The 23,342-nt window shown below is 68.8% G+C and carries 20 protein-coding genes; 14 read left to right on the forward strand and 6 right to left on the reverse strand.

What is annotated here, in order from left to right:
- Nucleotides 1-107: 107 nt before the first annotated feature.
- Nucleotides 108-2,042 (reverse strand): sulfate adenylyltransferase subunit CysN, encoded by a 1,935-nt coding sequence (cysN, locus tag A3A5_RS0118130; RefSeq protein ID WP_018311961.1) that lies wholly within the window; start codon nt 2,040-2,042, stop codon nt 108-110.
- Entirely contained in the window at nt 2,042-3,070 is a 1,029-nt protein-coding gene (cysD, locus tag A3A5_RS0118135) for a sulfate adenylyltransferase subunit CysD (RefSeq protein ID WP_255343519.1), read from the reverse strand. Before cysD ends, cysN begins: the two co-directional genes overlap by 1 nt.
- An 80-nt stretch (nt 3,071-3,150) precedes the next feature.
- Here cysD and A3A5_RS0118140 point away from each other — a divergent pair, with 80 nt between their 5' ends.
- The 4 genes from A3A5_RS0118140 to A3A5_RS0118155 are packed head-to-tail and all read left to right on the forward strand — an operon-like array spanning nt 3,151 to nt 7,273.
- Nucleotides 3,151-4,269: a DUF1214 domain-containing protein gene (locus A3A5_RS0118140; RefSeq protein ID WP_018311963.1), complete on the forward strand. Its 1,119-nt coding sequence runs from the start codon at nt 3,151-3,153 to the stop codon at nt 4,267-4,269.
- Complete coding sequence (locus tag A3A5_RS0118145) at nt 4,266-5,459, forward strand: sulfotransferase (RefSeq protein WP_018311964.1); 1,194 nt, start codon at nt 4,266-4,268, stop codon at nt 5,457-5,459. Before A3A5_RS0118140 ends, A3A5_RS0118145 begins: the two co-directional genes overlap by 4 nt.
- 33 nt (nt 5,460-5,492) lie before the next feature.
- Nucleotides 5,493-6,284: an SDR family oxidoreductase gene (locus A3A5_RS0118150; protein ID WP_018311965.1), complete on the forward strand. Its 792-nt coding sequence runs from the start codon at nt 5,493-5,495 to the stop codon at nt 6,282-6,284.
- Between the two features lie 23 nt (nt 6,285-6,307).
- Complete coding sequence (locus A3A5_RS0118155) at nt 6,308-7,273, forward strand: hypothetical protein (RefSeq protein ID WP_018311966.1); 966 nt, start codon at nt 6,308-6,310, stop codon at nt 7,271-7,273.
- 4 nt (nt 7,274-7,277) lie between these two features.
- Here the strand turns inward: A3A5_RS0118155 and A3A5_RS0118160 are convergent, their stop codons facing one another.
- From A3A5_RS0118160 to A3A5_RS0118170, 3 genes are read right to left on the reverse strand one after another with little or no spacing between them, the layout of a single operon-like run.
- A complete protein-coding gene (locus A3A5_RS0118160) occupies nt 7,278-8,378 on the reverse strand; it encodes a 3,4-dihydroxy-2-butanone-4-phosphate synthase (protein ID WP_018311967.1) in 1,101 nt (366 codons plus the stop codon).
- The gene (locus A3A5_RS0118165) at nt 8,375-9,355 is read right to left on the reverse strand and encodes an alpha/beta hydrolase (protein ID WP_018311968.1); all 981 of its coding nucleotides are present in this window, start codon (nt 9,353-9,355) and stop codon (nt 8,375-8,377) included. Before A3A5_RS0118165 ends, A3A5_RS0118160 begins: the two co-directional genes overlap by 4 nt.
- Before the next feature lie 33 nt (nt 9,356-9,388).
- On the reverse strand, nt 9,389-10,198 hold the full coding sequence (locus tag A3A5_RS0118170) for an SDR family NAD(P)-dependent oxidoreductase (protein ID WP_018311969.1): 810 nt from the start codon (nt 10,196-10,198) through the stop codon (nt 9,389-9,391).
- 640 nt (nt 10,199-10,838) lie between these two features.
- Between A3A5_RS0118170 and A3A5_RS0118175 the strand changes: the two genes are divergently transcribed.
- Nucleotides 10,839-12,023, forward strand: coding sequence for a LuxR family transcriptional regulator (locus A3A5_RS0118175; RefSeq protein ID WP_018311970.1), 1,185 nt, complete (start codon nt 10,839-10,841; stop codon nt 12,021-12,023).
- A 15-nt stretch (nt 12,024-12,038) separates the two neighbouring features.
- Here A3A5_RS0118175 and A3A5_RS0118180 read toward each other — a convergent pair whose 3' ends face one another.
- Nucleotides 12,039-12,383: a VOC family protein gene (locus A3A5_RS0118180; RefSeq protein ID WP_018311971.1), complete on the reverse strand. Its 345-nt coding sequence runs from the start codon at nt 12,381-12,383 to the stop codon at nt 12,039-12,041.
- A 212-nt stretch (nt 12,384-12,595) separates the two neighbouring features.
- On the opposite strand from A3A5_RS0118180, the gene A3A5_RS0118185 reads away from it, so the two are divergent.
- The 9 genes from A3A5_RS0118185 (at nt 12,596) to A3A5_RS0118225 (ending at nt 23,112) form a co-directional block, all read left to right on the forward strand.
- Nucleotides 12,596-13,747 carry an LLM class flavin-dependent oxidoreductase gene (locus A3A5_RS0118185; protein WP_018311972.1) on the forward strand — a complete coding sequence of 384 codons (1,152 nt, stop codon included), beginning with the start codon at nt 12,596-12,598 and terminating at the stop codon, nt 13,745-13,747.
- Between the two features lie 202 nt (nt 13,748-13,949).
- Complete coding sequence (locus A3A5_RS0118190) at nt 13,950-15,143, forward strand: acyl-CoA dehydrogenase family protein (protein ID WP_018311973.1); 1,194 nt, start codon at nt 13,950-13,952, stop codon at nt 15,141-15,143.
- 26 nt (nt 15,144-15,169) lie between these two features.
- Entirely contained in the window at nt 15,170-16,924 is a 1,755-nt protein-coding gene (locus tag A3A5_RS0118195; protein WP_026200886.1) for an FAD-dependent oxidoreductase, read from the forward strand.
- Nucleotides 16,921-17,445 carry a flavin reductase family protein gene (locus A3A5_RS0118200; protein WP_018311975.1) on the forward strand — a complete coding sequence of 175 codons (525 nt, stop codon included), beginning with the start codon at nt 16,921-16,923 and terminating at the stop codon, nt 17,443-17,445. The genes A3A5_RS0118195 and A3A5_RS0118200 overlap by 4 nt, the downstream gene beginning before the upstream one ends.
- Before the next feature lie 19 nt (nt 17,446-17,464).
- The gene (locus tag A3A5_RS0118205; RefSeq protein ID WP_018311976.1) at nt 17,465-19,171 is read left to right on the forward strand and encodes an FAD-binding protein; all 1,707 of its coding nucleotides are present in this window, start codon (nt 17,465-17,467) and stop codon (nt 19,169-19,171) included.
- Nucleotides 19,155-19,919 (forward strand): SDR family oxidoreductase, encoded by a 765-nt coding sequence (locus tag A3A5_RS0118210; RefSeq protein ID WP_018311977.1) that lies wholly within the window; start codon nt 19,155-19,157, stop codon nt 19,917-19,919. Before A3A5_RS0118205 ends, A3A5_RS0118210 begins: the two co-directional genes overlap by 17 nt.
- 28 nt (nt 19,920-19,947) lie before the next feature.
- Nucleotides 19,948-21,006: a ferredoxin--NADP reductase gene (locus A3A5_RS0118215; RefSeq protein ID WP_018311978.1), complete on the forward strand. Its 1,059-nt coding sequence runs from the start codon at nt 19,948-19,950 to the stop codon at nt 21,004-21,006.
- 1 nt (nt 21,007) lies between these two features.
- On the forward strand, nt 21,008-22,654 hold the full coding sequence (locus A3A5_RS0118220; RefSeq protein ID WP_018311979.1) for a FadD3 family acyl-CoA ligase: 1,647 nt from the start codon (nt 21,008-21,010) through the stop codon (nt 22,652-22,654).
- Between the two features lie 14 nt (nt 22,655-22,668).
- Nucleotides 22,669-23,112 carry a nuclear transport factor 2 family protein gene (locus A3A5_RS0118225; protein WP_018311980.1) on the forward strand — a complete coding sequence of 148 codons (444 nt, stop codon included), beginning with the start codon at nt 22,669-22,671 and terminating at the stop codon, nt 23,110-23,112.
- Nucleotides 23,113-23,342 lie beyond the last annotated feature (230 nt).

Below are 23,342 nucleotides of genomic sequence, written 5' to 3' on the forward strand. Positions count from 1 at the left end.
GGTCATTCAGACTCAATGGCACTTGGCAAGCTTGTCCGCACTCTGAGACGCAAATCCCGCCGTTCCCATCGTACCGACCCCGTCCGCCGCCTCATCGTCCGTTCGGCCTAGGGCTTCTCCCGCAGCCACGCCACGATCCGCTCCGCCGCCTGCTCCGCGGTGTCGGCGGTGGTGTCGATGCGGATCTCTGGCCGCTCGGGCGGCTGGTACGGCGAATCGATGCCGGTGAAGTTCTTCAGCTCGCCGCGCCGCGCCTTGCGGTACAGGCCCTTGGGATCGCGTTGCTCGGCCACCGCCAGCGGCGTGTCGATGAAGACTTCGACAAAATCCCCGTCGCCGGCCAGTGCGCGGGCCATGTCGCGTTCCGAGCGGAACGGCGAGATGAAGGACACCAGCACGATCAGGCCGGCATCGAGCATCAGCCTTGCCACTTCGGCCACGCGCCGGATGTTCTCGACGCGGTCGGCCTCGGCGAAGCCCAGGTCCTTGTTCAAGCCGTGGCGAACGTTGTCGCCGTCGAGCAGGTAGGTGTGGTGGCCCAGCGCGTGCAGGCGCTTTTCCACCAGGTTGGCAATGGTGGACTTGCCCGCGCCGGAGAGCCCGGTAAACCAGACGATGCGCGGCGACTGGTGCTTGAGCGCGGCATGCGCGTGGCGGTCCACGTCGATGGCCTGCCAGTGCACGTTCTGCGCCCGGCGCAGCGCAAAGTGCAGCATGCCGGCGCCGACCGTGTTGTTGGTGAGGCGGTCGATGATGATAAAGCCGCCCAGCTCGCGGTTGCGCGCGTAGGGATCAAAGGCCACCGGCTGGTCCAGGTGCAGGTTGCACACGCCGATCTCGTTCAGCTCCAGCGTGCGCGCGGCCAGGTGTTCGAGCGTGTTGACATTGACCTTGTACTTGGGCTGCGCCACAGTCACGCCCACGGTGCGCGTGCCGAGCTTGAGCAGGTAGGGGCGCCCGGGCAGCATGGCGTCCTCGTTCATCCACACCAGCGTGGCCTCGAACTGGTCGGCCACCGCCGGCGGGTCTTCCGGGCAGGCCAGCACGTCGCCGCGGCTGATGTCGATCTCGTCCTCAAGCGTCAGCGTCACCGCCTGGCCGCGCATGGCGTGTTCGCACGCGCCGGCGGCGCCGACGATGCCGGCCACGCGGCTCTCGCGCCCCGAGGGCAGCGCGCGCACGCGGTCGCCACGGCGGATTTCGCCGGCGCTGATAGTGCCGGCAAAGCCGCGGAAGTCCAGGTTGGGCCGGTTGACCCACTGCACCGGCAGCCGGAACGGCTCGCCTTGCACGGGCGCGTTGTCGATCGGCACGTTCTCCAGGTGGGCCATCAGCGTCGGGCCGTGGTACCAAGGCGTATTCGCGCTGGGCGCGGTGATGTTGTCGCCGCGCAGGGCCGACATCGGAATGCAGGTGATATCGGTCAGGCCGATCTGCCGCGCAAACTCCCGGTACTCGTTCTCGATGCGCGTATGGACCTCGCGCGAGTAGCCGACCATGTCCAGCTTGTTGACGGCCAGCACCACGCGGCGGATGCCAAGCGTCGCCACCAGGTAGCTGTGGCGGCGCGTCTGGGTCTGCACGCCGCGGCGAGCATCCACCAGCAGGATGGCGAGGTCGGCGGTGGAGGCGCCGGTGACCATGTTGCGCGTGTACTGTTCGTGCCCCGGCGTGTCGGCCACGATGAACTTGCGCTTGTCGGTGGCGAAGAAGCGGTACGCCACGTCGATGGTGATGCCCTGTTCGCGCTCGGCGGCCAGGCCGTCCACCAGCAGCGCGAAGTCCAGGTCCTCGCCTTGCGTGCCCATCTTCTTCGAGTCGGCCTCGAGCTGGGCGAGCTGGTCTTCGAACAGCATCTTGGATTCATACAGCAGCCGGCCGATCAGCGTGCTCTTGCCGTCGTCGACGCTGCCGCAGGTGATGAAGCGCAGCAGGCTCTTGCTTTGCTGGGCGCGCAGGTAGTGGGCGATCTCGCCCGATGTGCCGGCGGGTTGCGCGGCGTCTTGCGAAAGCGCGGGCGCGGTGTCGATCAGGGTTTCCATCAGAAGTATCCCTCCTGCTTTTTCTTTTCCATCGAACCGGCCGAGTCGCTGTCGATCAGCCGTCCCTGGCGCTCCGAGGTGGTCGCCAGCAGCATTTCCTGGATGATGCCGCCGAGGGTGTCGGCCTCGCTCTCGATCGCGCCGGTGAGCGGGTAGCAGCCCAGCGTGCGGAAGCGCACCTTGCGCCACTGCGGCGTTTCTCCGGGGCGCAGCGGCAGGCGCTCGTCGTCGACCATGATCAGCGTGCCGTCGCGCTCCACCACCGGGCGCTCCTTGGCGTAGTAGAGCGGCACGATGGGGATGTCGTTCAGGTAGATGTATTGCCAGATGTCCAGCTCGGTCCAGTTGGACAGCGGGAACACGCGCAGGCTTTCGCCCTTGCGTTTGCGGGTGTTGTACTGGCGCCAGAGCTCGGGGCGCTGCATCTTCGGGTCCCAGCGGTGCTGGGCGGTGCGTACCGAGAACACGCGCTCCTTGGCGCGCGACTTTTCCTCGTCGCGCCGCGCGCCGCCGAAGGCGGCGTCAAAGCCATAGTGGTCCAGCGCCTGCTTCAGGCCCTGGGTTTTCCACACGTCGGTATGGACGGCGGAGCCGTGCTCGTGCGGGCTGATGTTGCGCGCCAGCCCTTCGGGGTTGACATGCACGCGCAGGTCCAGTCCGAGCCGCGCGACGGTCTGGTCGCGGAACGCGATCATTTCGCCGAACTTCCACGTGGTATCGACGTGCAGCAGCGGGAACGGCGGCCGCGCGGGGTGGAAGGCCTTCATGGCGAGGTGCAGCATCACGGCGCTGTCCTTGCCGATGGAATAGAGCATGACGGGGTTTTCGCATTCCGCCACCACCTCCCGCATGATGTGGATGCTCTCCGCCTCCAGTTGCTCCAGGTGGGTCAACATCGGGATCTCCTCTTGGTTTGCCGGCGCCGTGCAGGGATGGCGCGGTGGTCCGGCATGGGCACAAGGTAGCGAGCCGGGGCCCTGTGCCACTTCGTCCGGGCGGACTAAGAAATCACGGGCCGCGGCGTGCATTTCCTAGTCCACCCGGACGAGGCTGGAGCTGCCCCGCGCTGGGTATCGTTGCTGCGCCGACGAACCACGGGAGCAGGCAGATGGCGAACTCCGCCGAAGAACAATTGCTGTGCGGCCAGACCTGGGCCGAGTTTTGCGAGGTGCTCAAGCGCAGCGGGCAGCAGATCCTGCGCCCGGAGGCCCCGTCGGACGCGCTCACGCGCGCCGAGGGCTTCCGCTACCTGAGCCGCTTGCTGCGCATTGCGCTGGAGATGCATGTCGAGTTTGCCGATCCGGCGTTTCCCGGCTTCTTCTCGCCATCACACGAAACCGCGAAGATCGGCGCGGACAATCCGGACAATCTCTATCGCTACGCACGCCTGGACGGCAGTGCCGAGTACCGCATCCGCGGCCGGCGCGGCACGGTGGCCTACCTGAGTTTCGGCACGCAGAAGGGCGGCTACGAAACCGATGGGCGCATGGTCCAGACCGGCTTTCTCGACAGCAACGGGCTGGCGGTGGGGGCGGATGGCAGTTTCGAAATCGTCCTCAGCGCGCGCCAGCACGAAGGCAACTGGGTGCGCATGGAGGCGGGCACCAATGCACTGGTGGTGCGGCAGACCTTTATGGACCGCAAGGCGGAGACCCCGGCCGAACTGCGCATCGAGCGCCTCGATGGCGCAGACAAGCCGCCGCTGCTCGATGCCGGGCGCCTGCATGGCGGCCTGCTGCGCGCCGCGGGCTTTGTCGAGAGCACCGCGCGCATCTTCGCCGACTGGGCCCAGGGCTATGGCGGCCATGTCAATGCACTGCCGCCCGCCGACCAGGCCGTATGCCAGGCGGCAGGCGGCGATCCCAACATCTTCTACTACCACTCCCGCTGGGCACTGGCGGACGACGAAGCGCTGGTGGTCGAGGTGGACCGGGTGCCGCCTTGCGATTTCTGGAACTTCCAGATCAACAACTACTGGATGGAGTCGCTCGACTACCGCTACCACGACATCTGCCTGAACAAGCACAGTGCCCGGCCGGATGCCAACGGCGGCGTCACCGTCATCCTCAGCGCGCGCGATCCGGGCCTGCCCAACTGGCTGGAAACCGCGGGGCACCGCAACGGCACCATGTGCTGGCGCTGGGTGGGGGCGGCGCAACCGGTGCATCCGCGCACGCGCGTGGTCAAGCTGGCATCGCTCAGGGAAGAAATCAGGGAGAACGCATGAACACCATCGCATCCGGACACGCCACGGTGCTTGACGTGGAGCGCCTGCTGGCTCAGGCCAGCGAACAGGCCGGCGGACTGACTGACTTTGGCCCGGGCGACTACCGCGAGGCCCTGGCGGTGCTGTCCGGCTCGCTCGCACGTGAAGCCGGGTTGTCGCCACAGGGCGCACAGATGCTGCAAGGCAAGCTGCAGGCGCAACTGGTGAACCGGCTGGTGATCCAGGACTACTGCCGGCGCCATCCCGAGATCCTGGCAGAGCGCGTCGACGATCCGCTGGTGATCGTCGGCCTGCCGCGCACCGGCACCACGCTGCTGCAGCGCATGCTGGCCACGGACGCAAGGTTTCACTCGGCGGCGTGGTGGGAAACGCGCTACCCGGCGCCGCTGCCCGGCGAGGACGCGCGCGACGCCGGCCGGCGCATCGGGCTGGCGCGCGAGGAAGTCGCGCAGATGATCCGCTTTATCCCGGACATCCTCGCCATCCATCCGCTCGACGCCATGGCGGCCGACGAGGAATTCATGCTGATGGAGCATTCCTTCCTGTGCGCGATGGATTCCTATGCCAACGTGCCGTCTTATACCGACTGGCTGGCGCGGCAGGACCGCACGCAGGTCTATGCCTACCTGAAGACCATGCTGCAGTTCCTGCAGTGGCAGAAGCGGCAGCGCGGCGAGGCGCCGGCGCAGCGGTGGGTGCTGAAGGCGCCGCAGCACCTGCATACGCTGGAAATCCTGTTCCGGGTCTTCCCCGGCGCGCAGGTCGTGCTGACCCATCGCGATCCCACCCAGACCATTGCGTCGATGGCCAGCATGGCGCATACGCTGTGGAAGCTGTACGCCGATGCGCCCGATGCCGCCACGGTGGGGCGGCAGTGGAGCGGGCAGATGCAGCGTGCCACCGCGCATGCCATGACGGTGCGCGACGGGCTGCCTGCCGATCGCTTCCTCGACGTGCGCTTCGAAGATACGGTGAGGGATCCCTTCGGCGTGGCGCAGGCGGTCTACCGCTTTGCCGGCATGCTGCTGACCGAGTCCGCCCGCGCCGGCATGTGGGCATGGATGGAGGGCAACCCGCGCAGCCAGCGCGCGGCCCACGCCTATACGCTGGAGCAGTTCGGCCTGAGCCAGGAACAACTGGAACGCGATTTCGCCGGCTACCGCGCGCGGCATATCCTGAAGCAAAACTAAGACAGCGCACTGCGCATCACAGGAGACAACATCATGCTGTTGAAGGACAAGATCGTCATCGTATCCGGCATCGGTCCCGGACTGGGTGTCAAGCTCGCCGTGGAAGCGGCGCGGGAAGGCGCCCGTGCCGTTGCCATCGCCGCGCGCACCGCGGCGAAGCTGGACGACGCCCAGGCCCGCATCGATGCACTGGGGGCCGACTGCGAAGTGCTCAAGGTGGTGACCGACATCACCGACCGGGTCCAGTCCCGGCACCTGGCCAGCGAGACCATGCGCCGCTTTGGCCGCATCGACGCGCTGGTCAACAGCGCCTTCCAGCACGGCAATTTCCCCGAGCCGGTGGCAGCGGCTGATCTGGATGTCTGGCGCCAGGTGTTCGACACCAACGTGTTCGGCACCATGACGCTGACGCAGGAAGTGGCGGCGCTGATGAAGCCGCAGGGCGGCGGCGCCATCGTCATGATCAACACCCAGGCCACGCGCAAGCCGATGCCCGGCGAATCGGGCTACGCGGCGTCCAAGGGCGCGCTGGCGGTGGCGGTCAAGTACCTGGCGCGCGAACTGGGCCCGCATGGCATCCGCGCCAACAGCATTTTCATGGGGTGGATGTGGGGCGAGCCGGTGCAGGGCTATGTGCGCCACGCCGCGGCGGAACAGGGCGTGAGCGAGGACACCGTGATCGCGCCGGTGACCGCCCAGATTGCGCTGGGCCGCATGCCGACCGACGACGACTGCGCGCGCGCTGCGCTGTTTCTCGTGTCAGACTACGCTAGGGCCATCACCGGCGCCTCGCTGGATGCCAACGGCGGCGATTTCATGCCCTGAGACCTGACCACCGCAAGCCTGCCATGACACGCTACTTTGCCTTCAACGGCGATGCCGACGGCCTGTGCGCGCTGCAGCAACTGCGCCTGGCGGATGCCGGCGACGCCACGCTGGTCACCGGCGTCAAGCGCGATATCCGGCTGCTCGAACGCATCGACGCCGGGCCGGGCGACACCGTGACCGCACTGGACATTTCGCTCGAGCAGAACCGCGCCGGCCTGATGCGGCTGCTCGGCGCCGGTGCGCGGGTGGACTATTTCGACCACCACCATGCCGGCGAACTGCCCGGACATGCCGGTCTGCGCGCGCATATCGACGAAGGGCCGGAGGTCTGTACCAGCATCCTGGTCGACCGCCACCTGGATGGCTGCCACCGGCGCTGGGCAATCACCGCCGCGTTCGGCGATAACCTGGGCGGCGTGGCGCGTGCGCTGGCGGCGCGGTCGGGGTTGGGCGAGTGCGAAACCGCGGTGCTGGAACAGCTGGGCACGTGCCTGAACTACAACGCCTATGGCGAGTGCGTGGCGGACCTGCATTTCGATCCCGCCGAGCTGGCGCGGCACATGCTGCCGTTTGCCGACCCGCTGGCCTTCGCGGCGCAATGCGGGCCCTATGCGGTGCTGTGCGACGGCTACGAGGACGACATGGCCCGCGCCCGCTGCCTGGCGCCCGCCTATGAAGTGCCCGGCGCCGCGCTGCTGGTGCTGCCTGACGCGCCGTGGGCGCGGCGCGCGATCGGCGTGCTGGCCAATGAACTGGTGCGCGGCCGGCCCGGCGACGCCATCGGCCTGCTCTCGCCGAAGTCCGGCGGCGGCTTTGCGGTCAGCGTGCGGGTGCCCGCCCACAGCGCCACCGGGGCGGCCGATTTCTGCCGCGGCTTCGAGACCGGCGGCGGGCGGCGCCTGGCAGGCGGCATCAACCACCTGCCAGACGCCGAAGTAGAGCGCTTCACGCGCAGCTTTGCCGATTGCTTCGGTCCCCGTTCCTGACTGATCAGCACGGCGGCACGAACTCCGTGACCTCCAGGTCGAAGCCGGTGACGGCGCGATACGGCACCGGATGGCTGAGCAGGCGCAGCTTGTGCGCGCCCACATCGCGCAGGATCTGCGCCCCGACCCCCAGCGCGCGTTGCGCGAAGGCCGGCGCCGGCGTGGCGGCGGCCGGCGCTGCCAGCCGGTCCAGCCGCTGCTGCGGCGATTCACGTTCATCCAGCAGCACCAGCACCCCGCAACCTTCGGCGCCGATGCGGGCGAGCGAGCGCTCCAGGTTCCAGGCGGGCAGGGCCGGCGTGCCGAAGCCCAGCACATCGCGCTGCATTTCCACCGCCTGGACGCGCGTCAGCACCGGGCGCTGCGGGTCGGGCTGACCCAGCACCAGCGCCAGATGGAGCGCATCGACCGGCGCGTCATGGTAGGCGTGCACGGTGAAGCATCCGAACGGCGTGGCCAGTTCCGTCGAGTGCGTGCGGCGTAGCGCGCCTTCGGTCAGCAGCCGGTGGTGGATCAGCCCGCTGATCGAAACCGCCGGCAGGCCGTGGTGCCGCGCGAAGGCCAGCAGGGCCGGGCCGCGCAGCAGGTCGCCGTCGTCATCGAGCAGCATCGCGTAGGCGCCGGCGGCGACGCGCCCGGCCAGCGCCGGCAGGTCGGAGCACGCTTCGGCAAAGCCCGCGCGGCGCAGCACGCCGTCGGGCTGTGCCACCACCGGGAAGATGTGGCCGGGCTGGACCAGGTCATGCGGCTGCGCGCGCGCTGCCGCCGCCACGCGCAGCGTGAGCGCGCGGTCGGCGGCGGAGATACCGGTGCTGACGCCGCTGGCCGCTTCGATCGACACGGTGTAGCGCTCGCGCTGGCGGTGGTTTGCAGCCATTGGCGGCAGCTGCAGCAGCGCGCGGCGCGCCTCGGTGATCGCCATGCAGACCAGGCCGCGCGCCTCGGCGGCCATGAAGTTGACATCGGCCTCGCCGGCGCGCTCGGCGGCAACCAGAACGCAGCCGGTGGCCTCGTCGGTCTCGTCTTCGGTCACCAGCACACGCTGGCCCGCGGCCAGCGCCGCGAGCACGTCGGCCATCGGCGGCAGGGAGGTGGCGGCGCTCATGCTGCCTCCTGCCGGCCGTTGCCGCCGATGTTGCCACTGAAAGCCTGGCGCAGTGAGGCCGCGGCCGTATCCAGCGCATGGCTGGCGGCATCGATCATCCCTTGCATGCTGATAAAGCCGTGGAACTGGCCGGGCCAGCGGCGCACGGTGGCGCTGCCGCCCGCGCGCTGCAGCGCCTCGCCATAGGCCTCGCCCTGGTCGCGCAGCGGGTCGTATTCCGCGGTGATGATGGTGGCCGGCGGCAGGCCGTGCAGCTCGCGCTGGTGCAGCGGGCTGGCGCGCACATCGGCGGCGTCGGCGGGGTTGGCCAGGTACTGGGCGCGATACCAGTCCAGTTCCGCGGCGCTGAGGAAATAGCCCTGCGCGCATTCGCGGTAGCTCGCGCTGGCGGCCGCGGCGTCGCTGCAGTCCAGGTAGGGGTAGAGCAGCAACTGGTGCCGCAGCGCGATGCCGCTGCCGCGCAACTGCTGGCAGGCCACGGCGGCAAGGTTGCCGCCGGCACTGTCGCCGGCCACGGCCAGCCGGGCGGGGTCGGCGCCCAGTTGCGCCGCGTGCGCGGCGGCCCAGCGCACGGCTGCGACGGCGTCGTCGGCGGCGGCCGGGAAGCGCGCCTCCGGCGCGAGCCGGTAGTCGACCGACAGCACCAGCGCACCGCTGCGGCGCGCCAGGCCGCGGCAGATGTTGTCGTGCGAATCGAGGCCGCAGAGGACAAAGCCGCCACCATGGAAATAGACCACGAGCGGCAGTGCCGTGCTGCCTTCGGGCCGCTGGTTGGGGCAATAAAGACGGGCCCGCAGCGGGCCTGCCGCGCCATCGATGGTCAGGTCTTGCTGCGTGGCGATGGTGTCGCCGGGCGCGAACGCGGGCATGGCCGCCAGCGCGGCGCGGTAGTCGGCGGCGCGCAGGGTGGAAAAGTCGGGGCTGGGCATGGCGGCCATGGCCTCAAGCACGGCGCGGGCCTGGGGATCGAGCGGCATGGAGTCTCCTGGATTGCAGTGGGGAAATCAGTGTCAAAGCGCGAACGCCGGCGGGGTGCCGGCGGCAATGCCTTGCGCGCGCGCCAGCGCCGCATGCACGGCCTGCTCGTGCGGCAGGATCCAGAACTGGCCGGCCGAGACCCCGTCCAGGATGCGGCGCGCGACCGCGTCCGGCGTCATGCCGGCGGCAATGCCGTTGCGCAGCGCGCCGTTCATCTGGTCCACCTCCTGCGGCCCGCCGCCGTCAAGGCCGGCCGCGATGCCGGTGGCCACCGGCCCGGGGCAGACCACGGACACGCCCAGCGGCAGGCCCGCCGCCTGCAGCTCCAGCGCGAGCCCTTCGCTCAGCGCCACCACCGCTTGCTTGGACAGCGTGTAGGGGGCCAGCCAAGGCCCCACGGCCAGGCCGGCCATCGAGGCCACGTTGACGATATGGCCCGCGCCTTGCGCCGCCATGCGCGGCACGAAGCAGCGCAGCGCGTGCAGCACGCTCCACAGGTTGACGCGCATCACGTGGTCGAACACCTCCGGCGGCAGTTCCCAGCAGCGGCCGGTGGCGAGCACGCCGGCGTTGTTGACCAGCAGGTCGACGCGGCCCAGGCGCAGGAAGCTCTCCTCGCACAGGTGCTCGATCTGCCGCACGTCGCAGACATCGGTGGGCACGGCGATGACGTTTTCCCCCTGGCCGGCAAGCGCCGCGCGCGCCGCCTCAAGCGCGCGGGCGTCGATATCGGCCAGCGCCAGCGCCCAGCCTTGCGCGGCCAGCGCCTGCGCGAGCGCGCGGCCGATGCCGCTGGCCGCTCCGGTGATCACTGCGGCCTGCTGCCGCGGGTTTGCCGCCATGGTCGTGGTTCTCCGTGAAAAGAAGGCGGCGGGAATCGCCGCGCATGGCTGACTTGTAGCGGCAGCGCGGCGGCACGGCATCGTCTGTTTGGGTAGGACAGGGGCATCACGCGGCGTGTAGGGGTTTGCCCTTGAACGGCAGGGATGGGTCTGTCCTTAGTCTGTTTGGAGTATGTGTTCGGCCCGCCGGCGCGTGAGGATTGGCCTGTCCCGCAGGACTAGTCCGGCCAGTGTTTTTAGCCGGTCTTGCCTAGTCCGCTGAATCATTGAAATGGGAGGTGAAGGACATGTCATGCGGGATGCAGCGCTAGGGCGAAGCAGGGGTTTCGGATTGCATTGCAATCCGCCTGCGTAGCGACATGCGCTTGCAAGCGCATGTGCGCCCTGCAAGGGCAAAGCGCAGCAATAGCACGGCTATTGCGAGCATTTGCAACGACGCGATGCGCCCGCATGACATGGCAGGCACCGACCAATTTCAGTGATTCAGCGGACTAGGGCAAACCATGAAGGCGGGGGCAAGCCGCGACCCCTTTGCCGTCCCTATAATCAGGGCACAAAAAAGGGCCACAGAGCCCGTAGCAGGCCAGCGCCGACCCGGCAAGTCCGAAGCGCTGCGCACGCCACAATGGAGACAGAGGAAATGCTGATGGAGGTTAGCCAGAACCAGGCGGCCGCACACCTGTTCGCGCAGGCGACGGTGTCGCTGTCGGAGTTCAGCACATTGCTGGGCAATATCTACCAGGGGCCGATGGAGCAGGTGCCCTGGGGCAAGGCACTGGAACAGATCCGCCGCCAGCTCAATGCCAACTATTGCACGCTGATCCTGCGCTCGCCGGCCACGGACCGGCCCGGGCTGATGATCAATGCGTCCGAGCATGGCTCGACCCTGCCGGGCGAGACCTCCTACAACAACTACTACTACGCGCTCGACCCGTTCATCGGCCTGCCGTCGGACCGGGTGGTGACCATCGATGAACATCTCGGGCCCGGCGCCTGGTGCCAGAGCGAGCTCTACCAGCAGTTCCTCAAGGACATCGGCATCCGCTATATCCTTGGCGCGGACCTGCGTACCGATGACGGCGTCGAATGCCGCTTCCGCGTTTGCCGCCAGCATGACGGCCGCGACTTCTCCGCCGCGGACAAGGCGCTGTGCACCGCGCTGCTGCCCCACCTGACGCGCGCGGTGGACCTGCACTCGCGCATCGACGTGGTTGAATCCGAGCGCACCGTGTATGCCAGCGCCATCGACCGTATGCTGGTCGGGATGGTGATCCTGGACGAGTCCGGCGCCATTATCAAGACCAATGCCGCCGCCGATGAAATCCTTGGCGCCAAGGATGGCATCCGCGTCGCCAAAGGCGGGCTGGATGTGGAATACGGCCAGGAGAACCGCAAGTTCCAGCGCCTGCTGCGCCAGGCCATGATGGGCCACCTGGGCACCACGCCGGCGCTGATGGAGGCGATGTCGATCACGCGCCCGTCCGGCAGCGCCAGGCTGGGCGTGCTGATCCGCACCATCCCGCTCAGCGAGTGGTCCGAGGACAACCGCAAGCGCCCCGCCTGCGTGGTGTTCATCCGCGATCCGGAGCGACGCTCGCAGGCGTCGCACGAGGTGGTGCGCCAGCTCTTTGACTTGACCCCGGCCGAGACGCAGCTGGCGCTGCAGCTGGCCAACGGGCTCACGCTCGATGAGGCCGCGGACGAGCTCGGCATCAGCAAGAACACGGCGCGCGCGCACCTGCGCGCCATCTTCTCCAAGACCGGCGTGACCCGGCAGGCCACGCTGGTCCGCATGCTGCTGAGCAGCGTGATTTCGCTGGGCTAAGCCACGTAACGCACGTCAAGGCTTTGCGCTGAGCACCAGCGCAAAGCCTTCCGGCGTTTCCAGCACCGCGCGGGTCTCATGCGGTCCCTGCGCCGCGGGCAGCGTCACGCTGGCCCCGGCGTCCACCAGACGCCCGATCGCGGCGGCGATATCGTCACCGTCATCCACCTTGAAGGCCAGCGCGGGCTGGTTCACCAGGCGTTCCTCGCCGGCCACCAGCGCCAGCGTCAGCGCGCCCGCGTCGAGCGCGCAATAGCGGTTTCCGTCGCGAAACTTCACCGGTAGTCCGAGTCCTTCCGTGAAGAACGGCAGCGCGGTATCGATGTCCGCGACGGGGTAAAGCAGCAGCCTGGCTTGCATGATGTCCTGATCCTCCTGGTGAATGCGGGCGTGATGCCCGTGGCCAATGATAGGGACGCTCCATGTACTGCTCATAATCCAATCAGACGATGTTGCAACGCCTTGCGCCGACCACACTGCGATCACACAGGCCGCTTCGGGCCGGAGGCGCGGCAACGGGCGGCGCCCCCGGCGGCGGTCCTGAACCATCAATGCCAGAGAAGGGGACTGCAATGCGTTTTTCACTGATCTATGAAGCCCAGACCGTCGATGCCTCGCGTGCCGGCGACCACAAGGTGTTCGATGAAATCATGGAACAGGTGGTGCTGGCCGAGGACATGGGCTTTGACGTGGTCTGGGCGGTCGAGCACACCGCACTGACCAACTATGCGCACATGAGCGCGCCGGAAACCTTCCTGGCCTTCGTTGCCGGGCGCACGCAGCGTATCGGCATCGGCCACGGCGTGGTGTGCCTGCCGCCGGCGATGAACCATCCGGTCAAGGTGGCCGAGCGCATCGCCACGCTGGACATCCTGTCCGGCGGCCGCGTGCACTTCGGCGTGGGCAAGGGCGGCACCCAGCAGGAGGCCGGCACCTTCGGCTACGACCTGAACAGCCTGCACCCGATGATCGACGAGTCGATGTACCTGATCCCGAAGATCCTCACCCAGGATGAGATCGAGCACGACGGCGAGTTCATCAAGATCCCGCGCCGCCCGATCCACCCCAAGCCGCGCCAGGATCCGCACCCGCTGATGTACCTGGCCTGCACCAATGCCGAAACGCTGCAGCGCGCCGGCGCGCGCGGCATGGGTGCGCTGGTGCTCGGCTTTGGCGGCCCCGAGGATGTCGCCAGGAAGAACGAGATCTACCGTGCCGCGTGGGAGACCCGCAAGCCGGAGGACCAGGTGGGCTTCCGCCCGCACCAGCACCTGGCCGCGCTGTGCCCGACCATCGTGCTGGAGGACGGCCTGGCCGCGCGCAAGATCGGCATCAAGGGCCAGCGCTATTTCATGGAGTCGCTGTCGTACTGGTATGCCGGCGGCGAGCGGCCCGACCCGTCCACCTGGGACGACGAGCATGTCACCGCCACGGACGCGCAGGGCAAGGCCGTCATCAACACGAAGTTCGCCTCCGAGAAGGTCTCGGTGGATTTCAGCGATCCGTCGATGATGATGCTCAACCCCAACCATGCCTACGGCACCGTCGAGGACTGCATCGGCTACGTGCAGCGCCTGATCGATTCGGGCGCCGACGAGATCCTGTTCATCTGCCAGATGGGCACGGTGCCGCAGTGGGCGCAGCTGGAAACCATCCGCAATATCGGCGAGCACGTGATCCCGCACTTCCGCAAGCAGGGACGCAAGCTGCGCGCGCTGGCCTGATCGCGGGGCTTCCTCCCCCGACGGGTTTGCTCCCCTCTCCCGCTTGCGGGAGAGGGGCCGGGGGAGAGGGTCAGCGCATCCACGAAGTCCCACTCACCAAATCGCGACATAGCTAGTCCCAACAGACGATGGCACCCCGCCCCGCCGGTGCAAACATCGATGCCAGCCCAAGACAAAGCGACATAGCAACAAGGAGACCGCGGTGCATCACGACAACAATCCCAAGGAACTGGCGGCACGGCTGATCGCGCGCGCCGAGCAGATGATTCCGGTGCTGGCCGGGCGCGCCGCGCAGGCCGAGGCCGAAGCGCGCATTCCCGCCGAGACCATTGCCGATATGCAGGCCGCGGGCTTCTTCAAGGTGCTGCAGCCCCGCCGCCACGGCGGCTACGAGCTCGATCCGCAGACCTTTTTCCGCATCCAGATGGCGCTGGCCAAGGGCTGCATGTCCACCGCCTGGGTCTATGGCGTGGTCGGCGTGCACAACTGGCAGCTGGCGCTGTTCGATGAGCGCGCGCAGCAGGAAGTGTGGGGCCGCGATCCGGCCACGCTGATCGCATCGACCTATATGCCAGTGGGCAAGGTCACGCCGGTCGAAGGCGGCTATCGCTTCTCCGGCCACTGGAAGTTCTCCAGCGGCAGCGAGTTGTGCGACTGGATCTTCCTGGGCGGGCTGGTGCCGCCGGCAGAGCCGGGCGGCGCCTATGACTACCGCACCTTCCTGCTGCCGCGCTCCGACTACAAGATCGTGCGCAACTGGGATGTGCTGGGCCTGCGTGCGACCGGCAGCCATGACATCGTGGTCGACGACGTGTTCGTGCCCGATTACCGCACCCACCGCGCCGTCGATGGCGCCATGGGCACCAGCCCGGGGCTGGCGGTCAATGACGCGCCGCTGTACCGGCTGCCGTTCGCGCAGATCTTTGTGCGCGCGGTGTGCACCGCCTGCATTGGCGCGCTGGAAGGCACGCTCGATGACTTTGTCGCCTATGCCGACGGCCGCGTCAGCAGCAACGGTGGCGGCAAGACCGCGGAAGACGGCGGCGCGCAGATGGCTTGCGCCAACGCGCAGCTCGCCATCGACGAGATGCGGACCATCCTTGAGCGCAATTTCGACGAGCTGCTGGCCATTGCGCGTGAGGGCGGCCAGGTGCAGACCCCGCGCCGCCTGCATTTCCGCTACCAGTCCGCACAAGTGGCCGAGCGCTGCGCGCAGCTGGCCAATGGGCTGCTGCGCTATGCCGGCGGCAACGGCATCTACCGCAGCAACCCGATGGTGCGCCGTTTCCTCGACCTGCATGCGGCCCGCGCCCACTACGCCAACAACCTGGACCGCTTCGGCCAGAACCTGGGCGGCGTAATGATGGGCCGCGCCAACACTGACTTCTTCATCTGAGCCGCGCGCCGGCACGGAGACCCAATATGAGCCAGAGCAGAGCGCGCATGCAGCCCAGCGAGTTTGACGTGGTGGTGGTCGGCTCGGGCGCCGGCGGCATGCTGGCCGCCTGCCGCGCCGTGGACCGCGGACTGTCGGTGGTGGTGCTGGAAAAGAGCGGCCAGTACGGCGGCACCTCGGCGGTGTCCGGCGGCGGCATCTGGATTCCGCTCAACCACCATATCGCGCCGGCAGGGGGGCACGACGACTACGCCATGGCGCTGGAGTACATACTGGCGTGCGCCGGCGAGCACGGTGATCCGCAACGGGTACGCGCCTATCTTGAGCAGGCGCCCCGCATGCTCCAGTACCTGGAGCAGCAGGCCGGCGTGCGCTATTACACGCTGCCGCGCTACGCTGACTACTTCCAGAAGCTTCCGGGTGCGATGCCGGGCTACCGCGCGCTCGACCCGATGCCGTTCGACGGCGCGCAGCTGCGCGAGGAATTCTCGCGGCTGCGGCCGCCGTCGCCGGGCACGCTGGTGGGCGGGCGCGTGGCCGTGACCTCGGCCGAGGCGCATGCGCTGCTGTGCCGCGCACCCGGCTGGTTTGGCCTGGCGGTGCGCCAGTTTGCCCGTTACTGGCTCGACCTGGGCTGGCGCCGCAAGACCCGGCGCGACCGCCGGCTCACGCTCGGCAACAGCCTGGCCGGCGGCCTGCGGCGGGCGATGATGGACCGTGCGATTCCGCTTTGGCTCGACACCGCGCTGCAGGACCTGATCGTCGAGGAAGGTACCGTCCGCGGCGTGCGCGCGGTGCAGGACGGGCGTGTGGTGGAGATTCGCGCGCTGCGCGGCGTGATCCTGGCCGCCGGCGGTTTCGAGCGCAATCAGGCCATGCGCGAACAGTACCTGCCGCAACCGACCCAGGCCGCCTGGAGCGCGACGCCGCCCAATAACACGGGCGACGGCATCCGCGCCGCCCAGGCCGCCGGTGCCGGCGTGGCGCTGATGTCCCACGTCTGGGGCGCACCCACCGTGCCTGTGCAGGGCGAGGAAAAGCAGCGCGCGCTCTTTATCGAACGCGCCATGCCCGGCTGCCTGGTGGTGAACGGGCAGGGCCGGCGCTTCGTCAATGAGGCCGCGCCGTATTCCGAGTTCGTGCCTGCCATGTACCGCGACCACGAGAAGACCGGCAGCAGCGTGCCGGCGTGGATGGTGTTCGACGCCACCTTCCGCCACAAATACCCGTGCGGGCCGATCCTGCCCGGCTCGGTCATGCCGGACCGCAGCATTCCGGCGAGCCTCGCCGGCATCCTGGTGCGTGCCGACTCGCTGGCGCAGCTGGCGCGGCAGATCGGTGTCGATGCCGGCGGCCTGGCCGACAGCGTGGCCCGCATGAACCGCTACGCGGCCACCGGCGTGGACGAGGAGTTCGGCAAGGGCGACAACCTGTTCGATACCTACTACAGCGACCCGGCAGTGCAGCCCAACCCGTGCCTGGCGCCGATCGGCAAGGCGCCGTTCTACGCCGTGCGCATCGATGCCGGCGATATCGGCACCAAGGGCGGCCTGGTGACGGATGCCAGTGCGCGCGTGCTGCGCGACGACGGCAGCGCCATTGCCGGGCTGTTCGCCATCGGCAATACCAGTGCCTCGATGATGGGCACCAGCTATCCCGGCGCGGGCTCGACACTGGGCCCGGCCATGACCTTCGGCTTTATTGCTGCCGACGTGCTCTCGCAGAACACACGCCAGCCTGCCGCCGCGCCCCAAGCTCAAACCGTACAGGAGGCCTTATGAGCGCCAACCTCGAACCCAGCATCGCGTTGCGCGATGACATGCTGATGGCGATGCGCCGCATGGCGCGCTCGGTGGCGGTGATCAGCTGCCGCCATGGCGAGCGCCGCTATTCGATGTCCGTGACCGCAGTCGATTCGCTGTCCGCGGACCCGCCTTCGCTCCTGATCTGCATCAACCGCAATGCTTCGATCTACCCGCCGCTGGATGCCGGTGCGGACTTCTGCATCAACCTGCTGGCGGCCGACCACCGCGATATCGCGGTGGATTGCAGCGGCCGGCTCAAGGGCGAGGAACGCTTCACCAGTGGCGAGTGGCAGGACGACCTGCTCGGCGTGCCATACCTGCGCGACGCCCAGGCGAACCTGGTCTGCCAGCAGGATGGCCGCTTCGACTATGGCACGCACGCGGTCTTCATCGGGCGCCTGCGCGAGGTAAAGCTGGCCGGCGAGGTGTCGCCGCTGGTCTATGTCGACGGTGCCTATACCACGTCCGCGCCGCTTGGCGCACTGTGTTCTGCATAAGCCGGGAGCGCAAGCCAGCATGTACCCTCCGCCCGATTCCGCCACGCCGGTCCACGCGCCGCTGCGCCTGGACGATCCGGACGAACATCCGTGGCAGGCCACCTGCGATGCCGTGGTGGTGGGCTTCGGCGCTGCCGGGGCCTGCGCCGCGCTGGAAGCCGCGCATGGCGACGCGCGCGTGATTGTCGCGGAACGCTTCGAAGGCGGCGGCGCCAGCGCCAAGAGCGGCGGGGTGGTCTACGCCGGCGGCGGCACGCCCTACCAGTGCGCCGCGGGCTATGCCGATACCCCGCAGGCGATGGCGGACTACCTGCGCCAGGAGACGGGCGGGGTCGTCAGCGATGCCACGCTGCAGGCGTTCTGCCAGCGCAGCCGCGAGATGATCGGCTGGCTGGAAGGCCTGGGTGTGCGCTTTGCCGCCACCGTGCCGCCGCGCAAGACCTCGTATCCGGCGCAGCCCTATTACCTCTACTACTCTGGCAACGAAGCGGTCGCCGCGTATGCGCAGCATGCCGCGCCTGCGCCGCGCGGTCACCGCGTGAAAGGCCCCGGCATGTCCGGCCGCACGCTGTACGCCGTACTGCGCGGCGCCGTGCAGGCCCGGCCGGAGGTGACGGTGATGCGCCAGACCGCGGCGCGGCGGCTGATTCTCGACCAGGGCGGTGCGGTTGTCGGTATCGAGCTGTGGCAGCTGCCGCCGGGCCGCCACCAGAAGCGCCACGCCCGCCTGGCGCGCCTGGCCGAGCGCCTGCACAACGCCGCACCGGGGCTGGCCGACCTGCTGCGCGAGCGCGTGCTGCAACTGGAACTGCGCCATGCGCGCCCGGTTGCGGTGCGCACCGGCGCGGTGGTGCTGGCCACCGGGGGCTTTGTCTTCAACCGCGCCATGGTGGCGCGCCACGCCGGCAAGTACCTGCAGGCCTGGCGCCTTGGCGCGACCGGCTGCGACGGCAGCGGCATCCGCCTCGGTGAGTCGGCGGGCGCGGCCACGCGGCACCTGGAGCGGGTCTCGGCGTGGCGCTTCATCAATCCGCCGTTCGACTGGGCGCGCGGCTGCGTGGTCGACGCGCAGGGTGCGCGCATCGGCAATGAGGAAACCTATGGCGCCACCCTTGGCCATGCCATCTGCGAACGACACGGCGGGCGGGCCTGGCTGATCCTGAACCGCGAACTGGCGCGCGCCGCCCTGCGCGAATGCCTGGGCGGCCGGCTGTGGGCGTTCCAGGCCTTGCCCGCGGCGCTGCTGATGCTGGCGGGAGCGCGGCGCGCCTCCAGTCTCGAAGCGCTTGCCAGCAAACTGGGCATGCCCGGCGCGGCGCTGCGGGCCACCGTCGATGCCTGTAACGCCGCGGCCCGCGGCGAGATCCCCGATCCGGCCGGCAAGTCGGCGCCGATGTGCGCGTCGCTCGAGAACGGGCCGTGGCTTGCCATCGACATCTCGGTCAACAGCCGCGTCTTTCCGTGTCCGGCCATCACGCTGGGCGGATTGTCGGTGGAAGAGTCCAGCGGGCGGGTATTGGCCGCCGCTGGCGGGGCGCCCATAGCTGGGCTCTACGCCGTGGGCCGCACTGCCGTTGGCATCGCATCCAACCATTACGTAAGCGGCCTGTCGCTTGCCGACTGCATCTGGTCGGGGCGCAACGCGGGCCGCCACCTGACACGACAGCCTGCCGGCGACCGGCAGGCATACACCAACGAGGAGACTACCCATGAGCCAACGTACTGAAGGAAAGATCGCCATCGTCACCGGGGCCGCCAGCGGCGTCGGCAAGGAAGACGCACTGCTGCTGGCGCGCGAAGGCGCGCGCGTGGTGCTGACCGACCTCAACGAGGAAGCGGGCCATGCCCTGGCGCGCGAGATCGGCGACACGGCGCTGTTCGTGCCGCATGACATCGCCAGCGAAGCCGGCTGGCAGCAAGTGATGGCGCGCACCGAGCAGCGCTTTGGCGCCCCCAGCGTGCTGGTCAACAATGCCGCCATCCTGCTGCTGGGTTCGGTCGAGGACGCCACTCTGGAGCAATGGCAGCGCGTGATGCGCATCAACGCCGACGGCTACTTCCTCGGCTGCAAGTACGGCGTGGCCGCGATGAAGGCGGGCGGCGGCAGCATCGTCAATATGTCGTCGGTGGCTGCGCTGGGCGGCATGGGCGCATTCTGCGCCTACAGCGCAAGCAAGGGCGCGGTGGCCGCGCTCACGCGTGCCGTGGCGGGGCACTGCAAGCAGAGCGGCTACCGGATCCGCTGCAACTCGATCCACCCGGACGGCATCCTCACGCCGATGACCGCGGCCTTCCTGCCGGGCGGCACCGCGGCCCTGCCGGAGGAGGTGGGCGGCGCCGAGCCGATGCAGCGCATGTGCCATCCGCGCGACGTGGCCAACCTGGTGCTGTTCCTCGCCTCCGACGAATCGCGCTTTATCAACGGTGCGGAACTGCGCATCGACAACGCGCAGACCATCATGGGCGTGGCCTGACCCCGCCCCCGAGCAGAAGAAGGACATCATGGCGCCAGTGCAATTCCACCGGCTGCAGATCGCCGAAGTGGTCACGGAAACGGACCAGGCGCATTCGCTGGTATTCGCGCTGCCAGACGGCCTGCGCGATGCGTTTGCCTACCGTCCCGGGCAGTTCCTGACCCTGCGCGTGCCCGTGGACGGCGTGCCGCTGCAGCGCTGCTATTCGCTGTCGAGCACGCCTGAGGTGGACAACGCCCTGCGTGTGACGATCAAGCGCGTGCAGAGCGGGCGCGTGTCCAACTGGATCTGCGACCATCTGGGCGCGGGCGATACGGTCGAGGTGATGCCGCCCGCCGGGGTGTTCACCCCGCCCGCGCTGCATGGCGATTTCCTGTTGCTGGCCGGCGGCAGCGGCATCACGCCGGTGCTGTCGATCGCCAAGGCGGCGCTGCGCCACGGGCGCGGCGCGGTCACGCTGGTCTATGCCAACCGCGACGAGCGCTCCATCATCTTCCGCGAGGCGCTTGCGGAACTGGCGCGCAGCCATCCTGGCCGGCTGCGCGTGATCCACTGGCTTGACAGTGTGCAGGGGCCGCCCACGCAGCGCCAGATCGAGGAGCTGGTGCGGCCGTGGAGCATGGCGCAATGCTTTGTCTGCGGTCCCGGCCCGTTCATGGACGGTGCCCAGGCCGCGCTGCAGGCGCTGGGGGTGCCGCGCGGGCAGCTGCATGTGGAGCGCTTCGTGTCCTTGCCTGATATGCCGGCGGCAACGGCGCCGGCAAGCGCGGCGGTTGCCTCCGGGGACGCCACCCCGGCGCCCGCGATGCGCGGTGCGGCACTGACCGTGCAGCTGGACGGCGAGACCCACCAGGTCGGCGTGGCGCCGGACGAAACCGTGCTTGACGCCCTGCAGCGCGCCGGCGTGGCTGCGCCCAATTCCTGCCGCGCCGGGCTGTGCGGCGCGTGCATGTGCCAGGTGACGCAGGGCGACGTGACCCTCGGCGAGAACCATGTACTGGACCGTGCCGATCTGGAGGCGGGCTGGACCCTGGCCTGCCAGGCACGCCCGGCCAGCGGCGAAATCCACTTGAAGTTCCCGGATTGACATGACCCCATCTGACACTATCGACGCCATTGCGGCACCGGCCGGCCTCGGCCGCGACCCCGGCCTCGCCGCCGCCAACGACGACATTGCCGCGACCATTCCCGAGCTGTTGCGGCGCGCGGCCGCCCGCCACGGCGAGCGCATCGCCATCCAGGAAGACGGGCTGCGCCTGACCTACGCCGCGCTCGACACCAGCCGCATACAGGCGGCGCGGGCGCTGATGGCCCTGGGCGTGCAGCCGGGCGACCGGATTGCGGTCTGGGCCCCGAATTTCTCTGAATGGATCATTGCGGCACTGGCCACGCACAGCGTGGGTGCCGCGCTGGTGCCGCTGAACACACGCATGAAGGGGGCCGAGGCCGGTGCCGTGCTGGCCGACAGCGGCGCGCGCCTGCTGTTCTGCGTCGACGGCTTCCTCGGCGAAAGCTATCCGCAGATGCTGGCCCCGCACCGCCCCGCCACGCTGGAGCGGCTGGTGATCCTGCGCCCCGGGCAGGGCCGGGTGCCCGGCCCCGACGAGCTGGCATGGGAAGCCTTCCTCGCGCTGGCGCCACAGGCGGACATGGCGGCGTTCGCAAGGCGCGAGGCCGGCGTGCGCGGCGACACGCTGATGGACATCATGTTCACCTCGGGCACCACCGGGCGTCCCAAGGGCGTGATGACCGCCCACGCGCAGAACCTGCGCGCCATCGACGGCTGGGCCGCCATCACGGGGGTGCGGCCGGGCGACCGCTACCTGATCGTCAATCCGTTCTTCCATACCTTCGGCTACAAGGCCGGATGGCTCGCCGCGCTGTCACGCGGGGCCACGGTGCTGCCCCACCTGGTGTTCGACGCCGAGGCCGTGATGACGCGCGTGGAGAACGAGCGCATCACGGTGCTGCCCGGACCGCCGACGCTCTACCAGACCCTGCTCAACGCGCCGCGCCTGCGTGAGTTCGACCTGTCGTCGCTGCGTGTCGCGGTGACCGGTGCCTCGGCGATCGCGCCCGCGCTGATCCAGCGCATGCGCGACGAACTGGGCTTCGACACCATCATCACCGGCTACGGCCTGACCGAATCGTGCGGCTTTGCCACGCTGACCCGCGCCGGCGACGACGCCGAAACCGTCGCCGCCACCTCCGGCCGCGCCATGCCGGGCATCGAGATCCGCTGCATCGATGCGCAGGGGCAGCCGGTCGCCACCGGCGAGCCGGGCGAGGTGCTGGTGCGCGGCTACAACGTGATGCGCGGCTACTTCGGCTTGCCCGAAGCCACGGCCGAAGCCATCGACTGCGACGGCTGGCTGCACACCGGCGATGTCGGCACGCTCGATGCGCGCGGCTACCTGCGCATCACCGACCGCATCAAGGACATGTTTATCGTGGGCGGCTTCAATTGCTACCCGGCGGAGGTGGAGAAGCTGCTGGTGGCCCACCCGGCCGTGGCCCAGGTGGCGGTGGTGGGCATGCCGCATGAGCGGCTGGGCGAAGTGGGGCGTGCCTACGTGGTGCTGCGCCACGGCGCGCGTACGGACGCCGAAACCCTGATCGCCTGGGCGCGCCGGCACATGGCCAACTACAAGGTGCCGCGCGAGGTGCTGTTCGTGACGTCGCTGCCGGTCAGCGCGGCAGGCAAGGTGTTGAAGTATCAGTTGCGGGCATCGTGACGAGGGCACAGGCAATGACGGACATGAGATCGCTTGCCCAGCGGCTGGACCGGCTCGAAGCCGCCGACCAGATCCGCGCGCTCAAGCTGCGCTACCTGCGTGCCTGCGATGACAAGGACCCCGAAGCCATGCGGGCGTGCTTTGTCGCCGAGGGCGCGCATATCCACTATGACCGGATCGGGACCTTTGCGGGCCGCGATGCGTTGGTGCAGTGCTTCGCGGATCTGGCCTGCCGGCCCACGTTGCGGGAGATGCATTTTGCAGGGCAAGGGGATATCCGGGTGCGGGACGATGGCACGGCTTGCGGGAGTTGGGACCTGGCTTATCTGGCGCTGGATGACGCCAGCGGGACGCGGGTCTTTCTGACGGGGCGTTATGCTGATGAGTATGTGCGGGTGGATGGGGGGTGGGTGATTCGGGTTTCGGTTTTTACGACTGACATGGTGGTGCAGGGGTGATTGTTTCCTGCGGTTGCTGGCGCCACGGTTGGTTATCGTGCTTGGCGGGCGTGGGCTGTTTCGCCGGCGTAGCCGGCGAGTCACTTTCTGTCCGAGCGACAGAAAGTAACCAAAGAACGCGTCGCCTGAGCGGCTGGCTATAAATTGCTCGGCGTTGGTGGTTCGGGCGGTGGTGATTTCCGCTGATGTGATTGGTGGTTCGAGCCAGCTACGCTCCCTGTCTGGTGCCT

It is taken from the genome of Cupriavidus sp. UYPR2.512 (assembly GCF_000379565.1).
Taxonomy (GTDB): domain Bacteria; phylum Pseudomonadota; class Gammaproteobacteria; order Burkholderiales; family Burkholderiaceae; genus Cupriavidus.

Excerpts from the sequence above, each read along its gene's own strand:
- A3A5_RS0118180 (WP_018311971.1), bottom strand. The coding sequence starts at position 12,383 with ATGCAAGCCAGGCTGCTGCTTTACCCCGTCGCGGACATCGATACCGCG.
- A3A5_RS0118150 (WP_018311965.1), top strand. The coding sequence starts at position 5,493 with ATGCTGTTGAAGGACAAGATCGTCATCGTATCCGGCATCGGTCCCGGA.
- cysN (WP_018311961.1), bottom strand. The coding sequence starts at position 2,042 with ATGGAAACCCTGATCGACACCGCGCCCGCGCTTTCGCAAGACGCCGCG.
- A3A5_RS0118200 (WP_018311975.1), top strand. The coding sequence starts at position 16,921 with ATGAGCGCCAACCTCGAACCCAGCATCGCGTTGCGCGATGACATGCTG.
- A3A5_RS0118155 (WP_018311966.1), top strand. The coding sequence starts at position 6,308 with ATGACACGCTACTTTGCCTTCAACGGCGATGCCGACGGCCTGTGCGCG.
- A3A5_RS0118220 (WP_018311979.1), top strand. The coding sequence starts at position 21,008 with ATGACCCCATCTGACACTATCGACGCCATTGCGGCACCGGCCGGCCTC.
- A3A5_RS0118185 (WP_018311972.1), top strand. The coding sequence starts at position 12,596 with ATGCGTTTTTCACTGATCTATGAAGCCCAGACCGTCGATGCCTCGCGT.
- A3A5_RS0118205 (WP_018311976.1), top strand. The coding sequence starts at position 17,465 with ATGTACCCTCCGCCCGATTCCGCCACGCCGGTCCACGCGCCGCTGCGC.
- A3A5_RS0118170 (WP_018311969.1), bottom strand. The coding sequence starts at position 10,198 with ATGGCGGCAAACCCGCGGCAGCAGGCCGCAGTGATCACCGGAGCGGCC.
- A3A5_RS0118210 (WP_018311977.1), top strand. The coding sequence starts at position 19,155 with ATGAGCCAACGTACTGAAGGAAAGATCGCCATCGTCACCGGGGCCGCC.
- A3A5_RS0118165 (WP_018311968.1), bottom strand. The coding sequence starts at position 9,355 with ATGCCGCTCGATCCCCAGGCCCGCGCCGTGCTTGAGGCCATGGCCGCC.
- A3A5_RS0118140 (WP_018311963.1), top strand. The coding sequence starts at position 3,151 with ATGGCGAACTCCGCCGAAGAACAATTGCTGTGCGGCCAGACCTGGGCC.
- A3A5_RS0118160 (WP_018311967.1), bottom strand. The coding sequence starts at position 8,378 with ATGAGCGCCGCCACCTCCCTGCCGCCGATGGCCGACGTGCTCGCGGCG.
- cysD (WP_255343519.1), bottom strand. The coding sequence starts at position 3,070 with ATGCACGCCGCGGCCCGTGATTTCTTAGTCCGCCCGGACGAAGTGGCA.
- A3A5_RS0118145 (WP_018311964.1), top strand. The coding sequence starts at position 4,266 with ATGAACACCATCGCATCCGGACACGCCACGGTGCTTGACGTGGAGCGC.
- A3A5_RS0118175 (WP_018311970.1), top strand. The coding sequence starts at position 10,839 with ATGCTGATGGAGGTTAGCCAGAACCAGGCGGCCGCACACCTGTTCGCG.
- A3A5_RS0118215 (WP_018311978.1), top strand. The coding sequence starts at position 19,948 with ATGGCGCCAGTGCAATTCCACCGGCTGCAGATCGCCGAAGTGGTCACG.
- A3A5_RS0118195 (WP_026200886.1), top strand. The coding sequence starts at position 15,170 with ATGAGCCAGAGCAGAGCGCGCATGCAGCCCAGCGAGTTTGACGTGGTG.
- A3A5_RS0118225 (WP_018311980.1), top strand. The coding sequence starts at position 22,669 with ATGACGGACATGAGATCGCTTGCCCAGCGGCTGGACCGGCTCGAAGCC.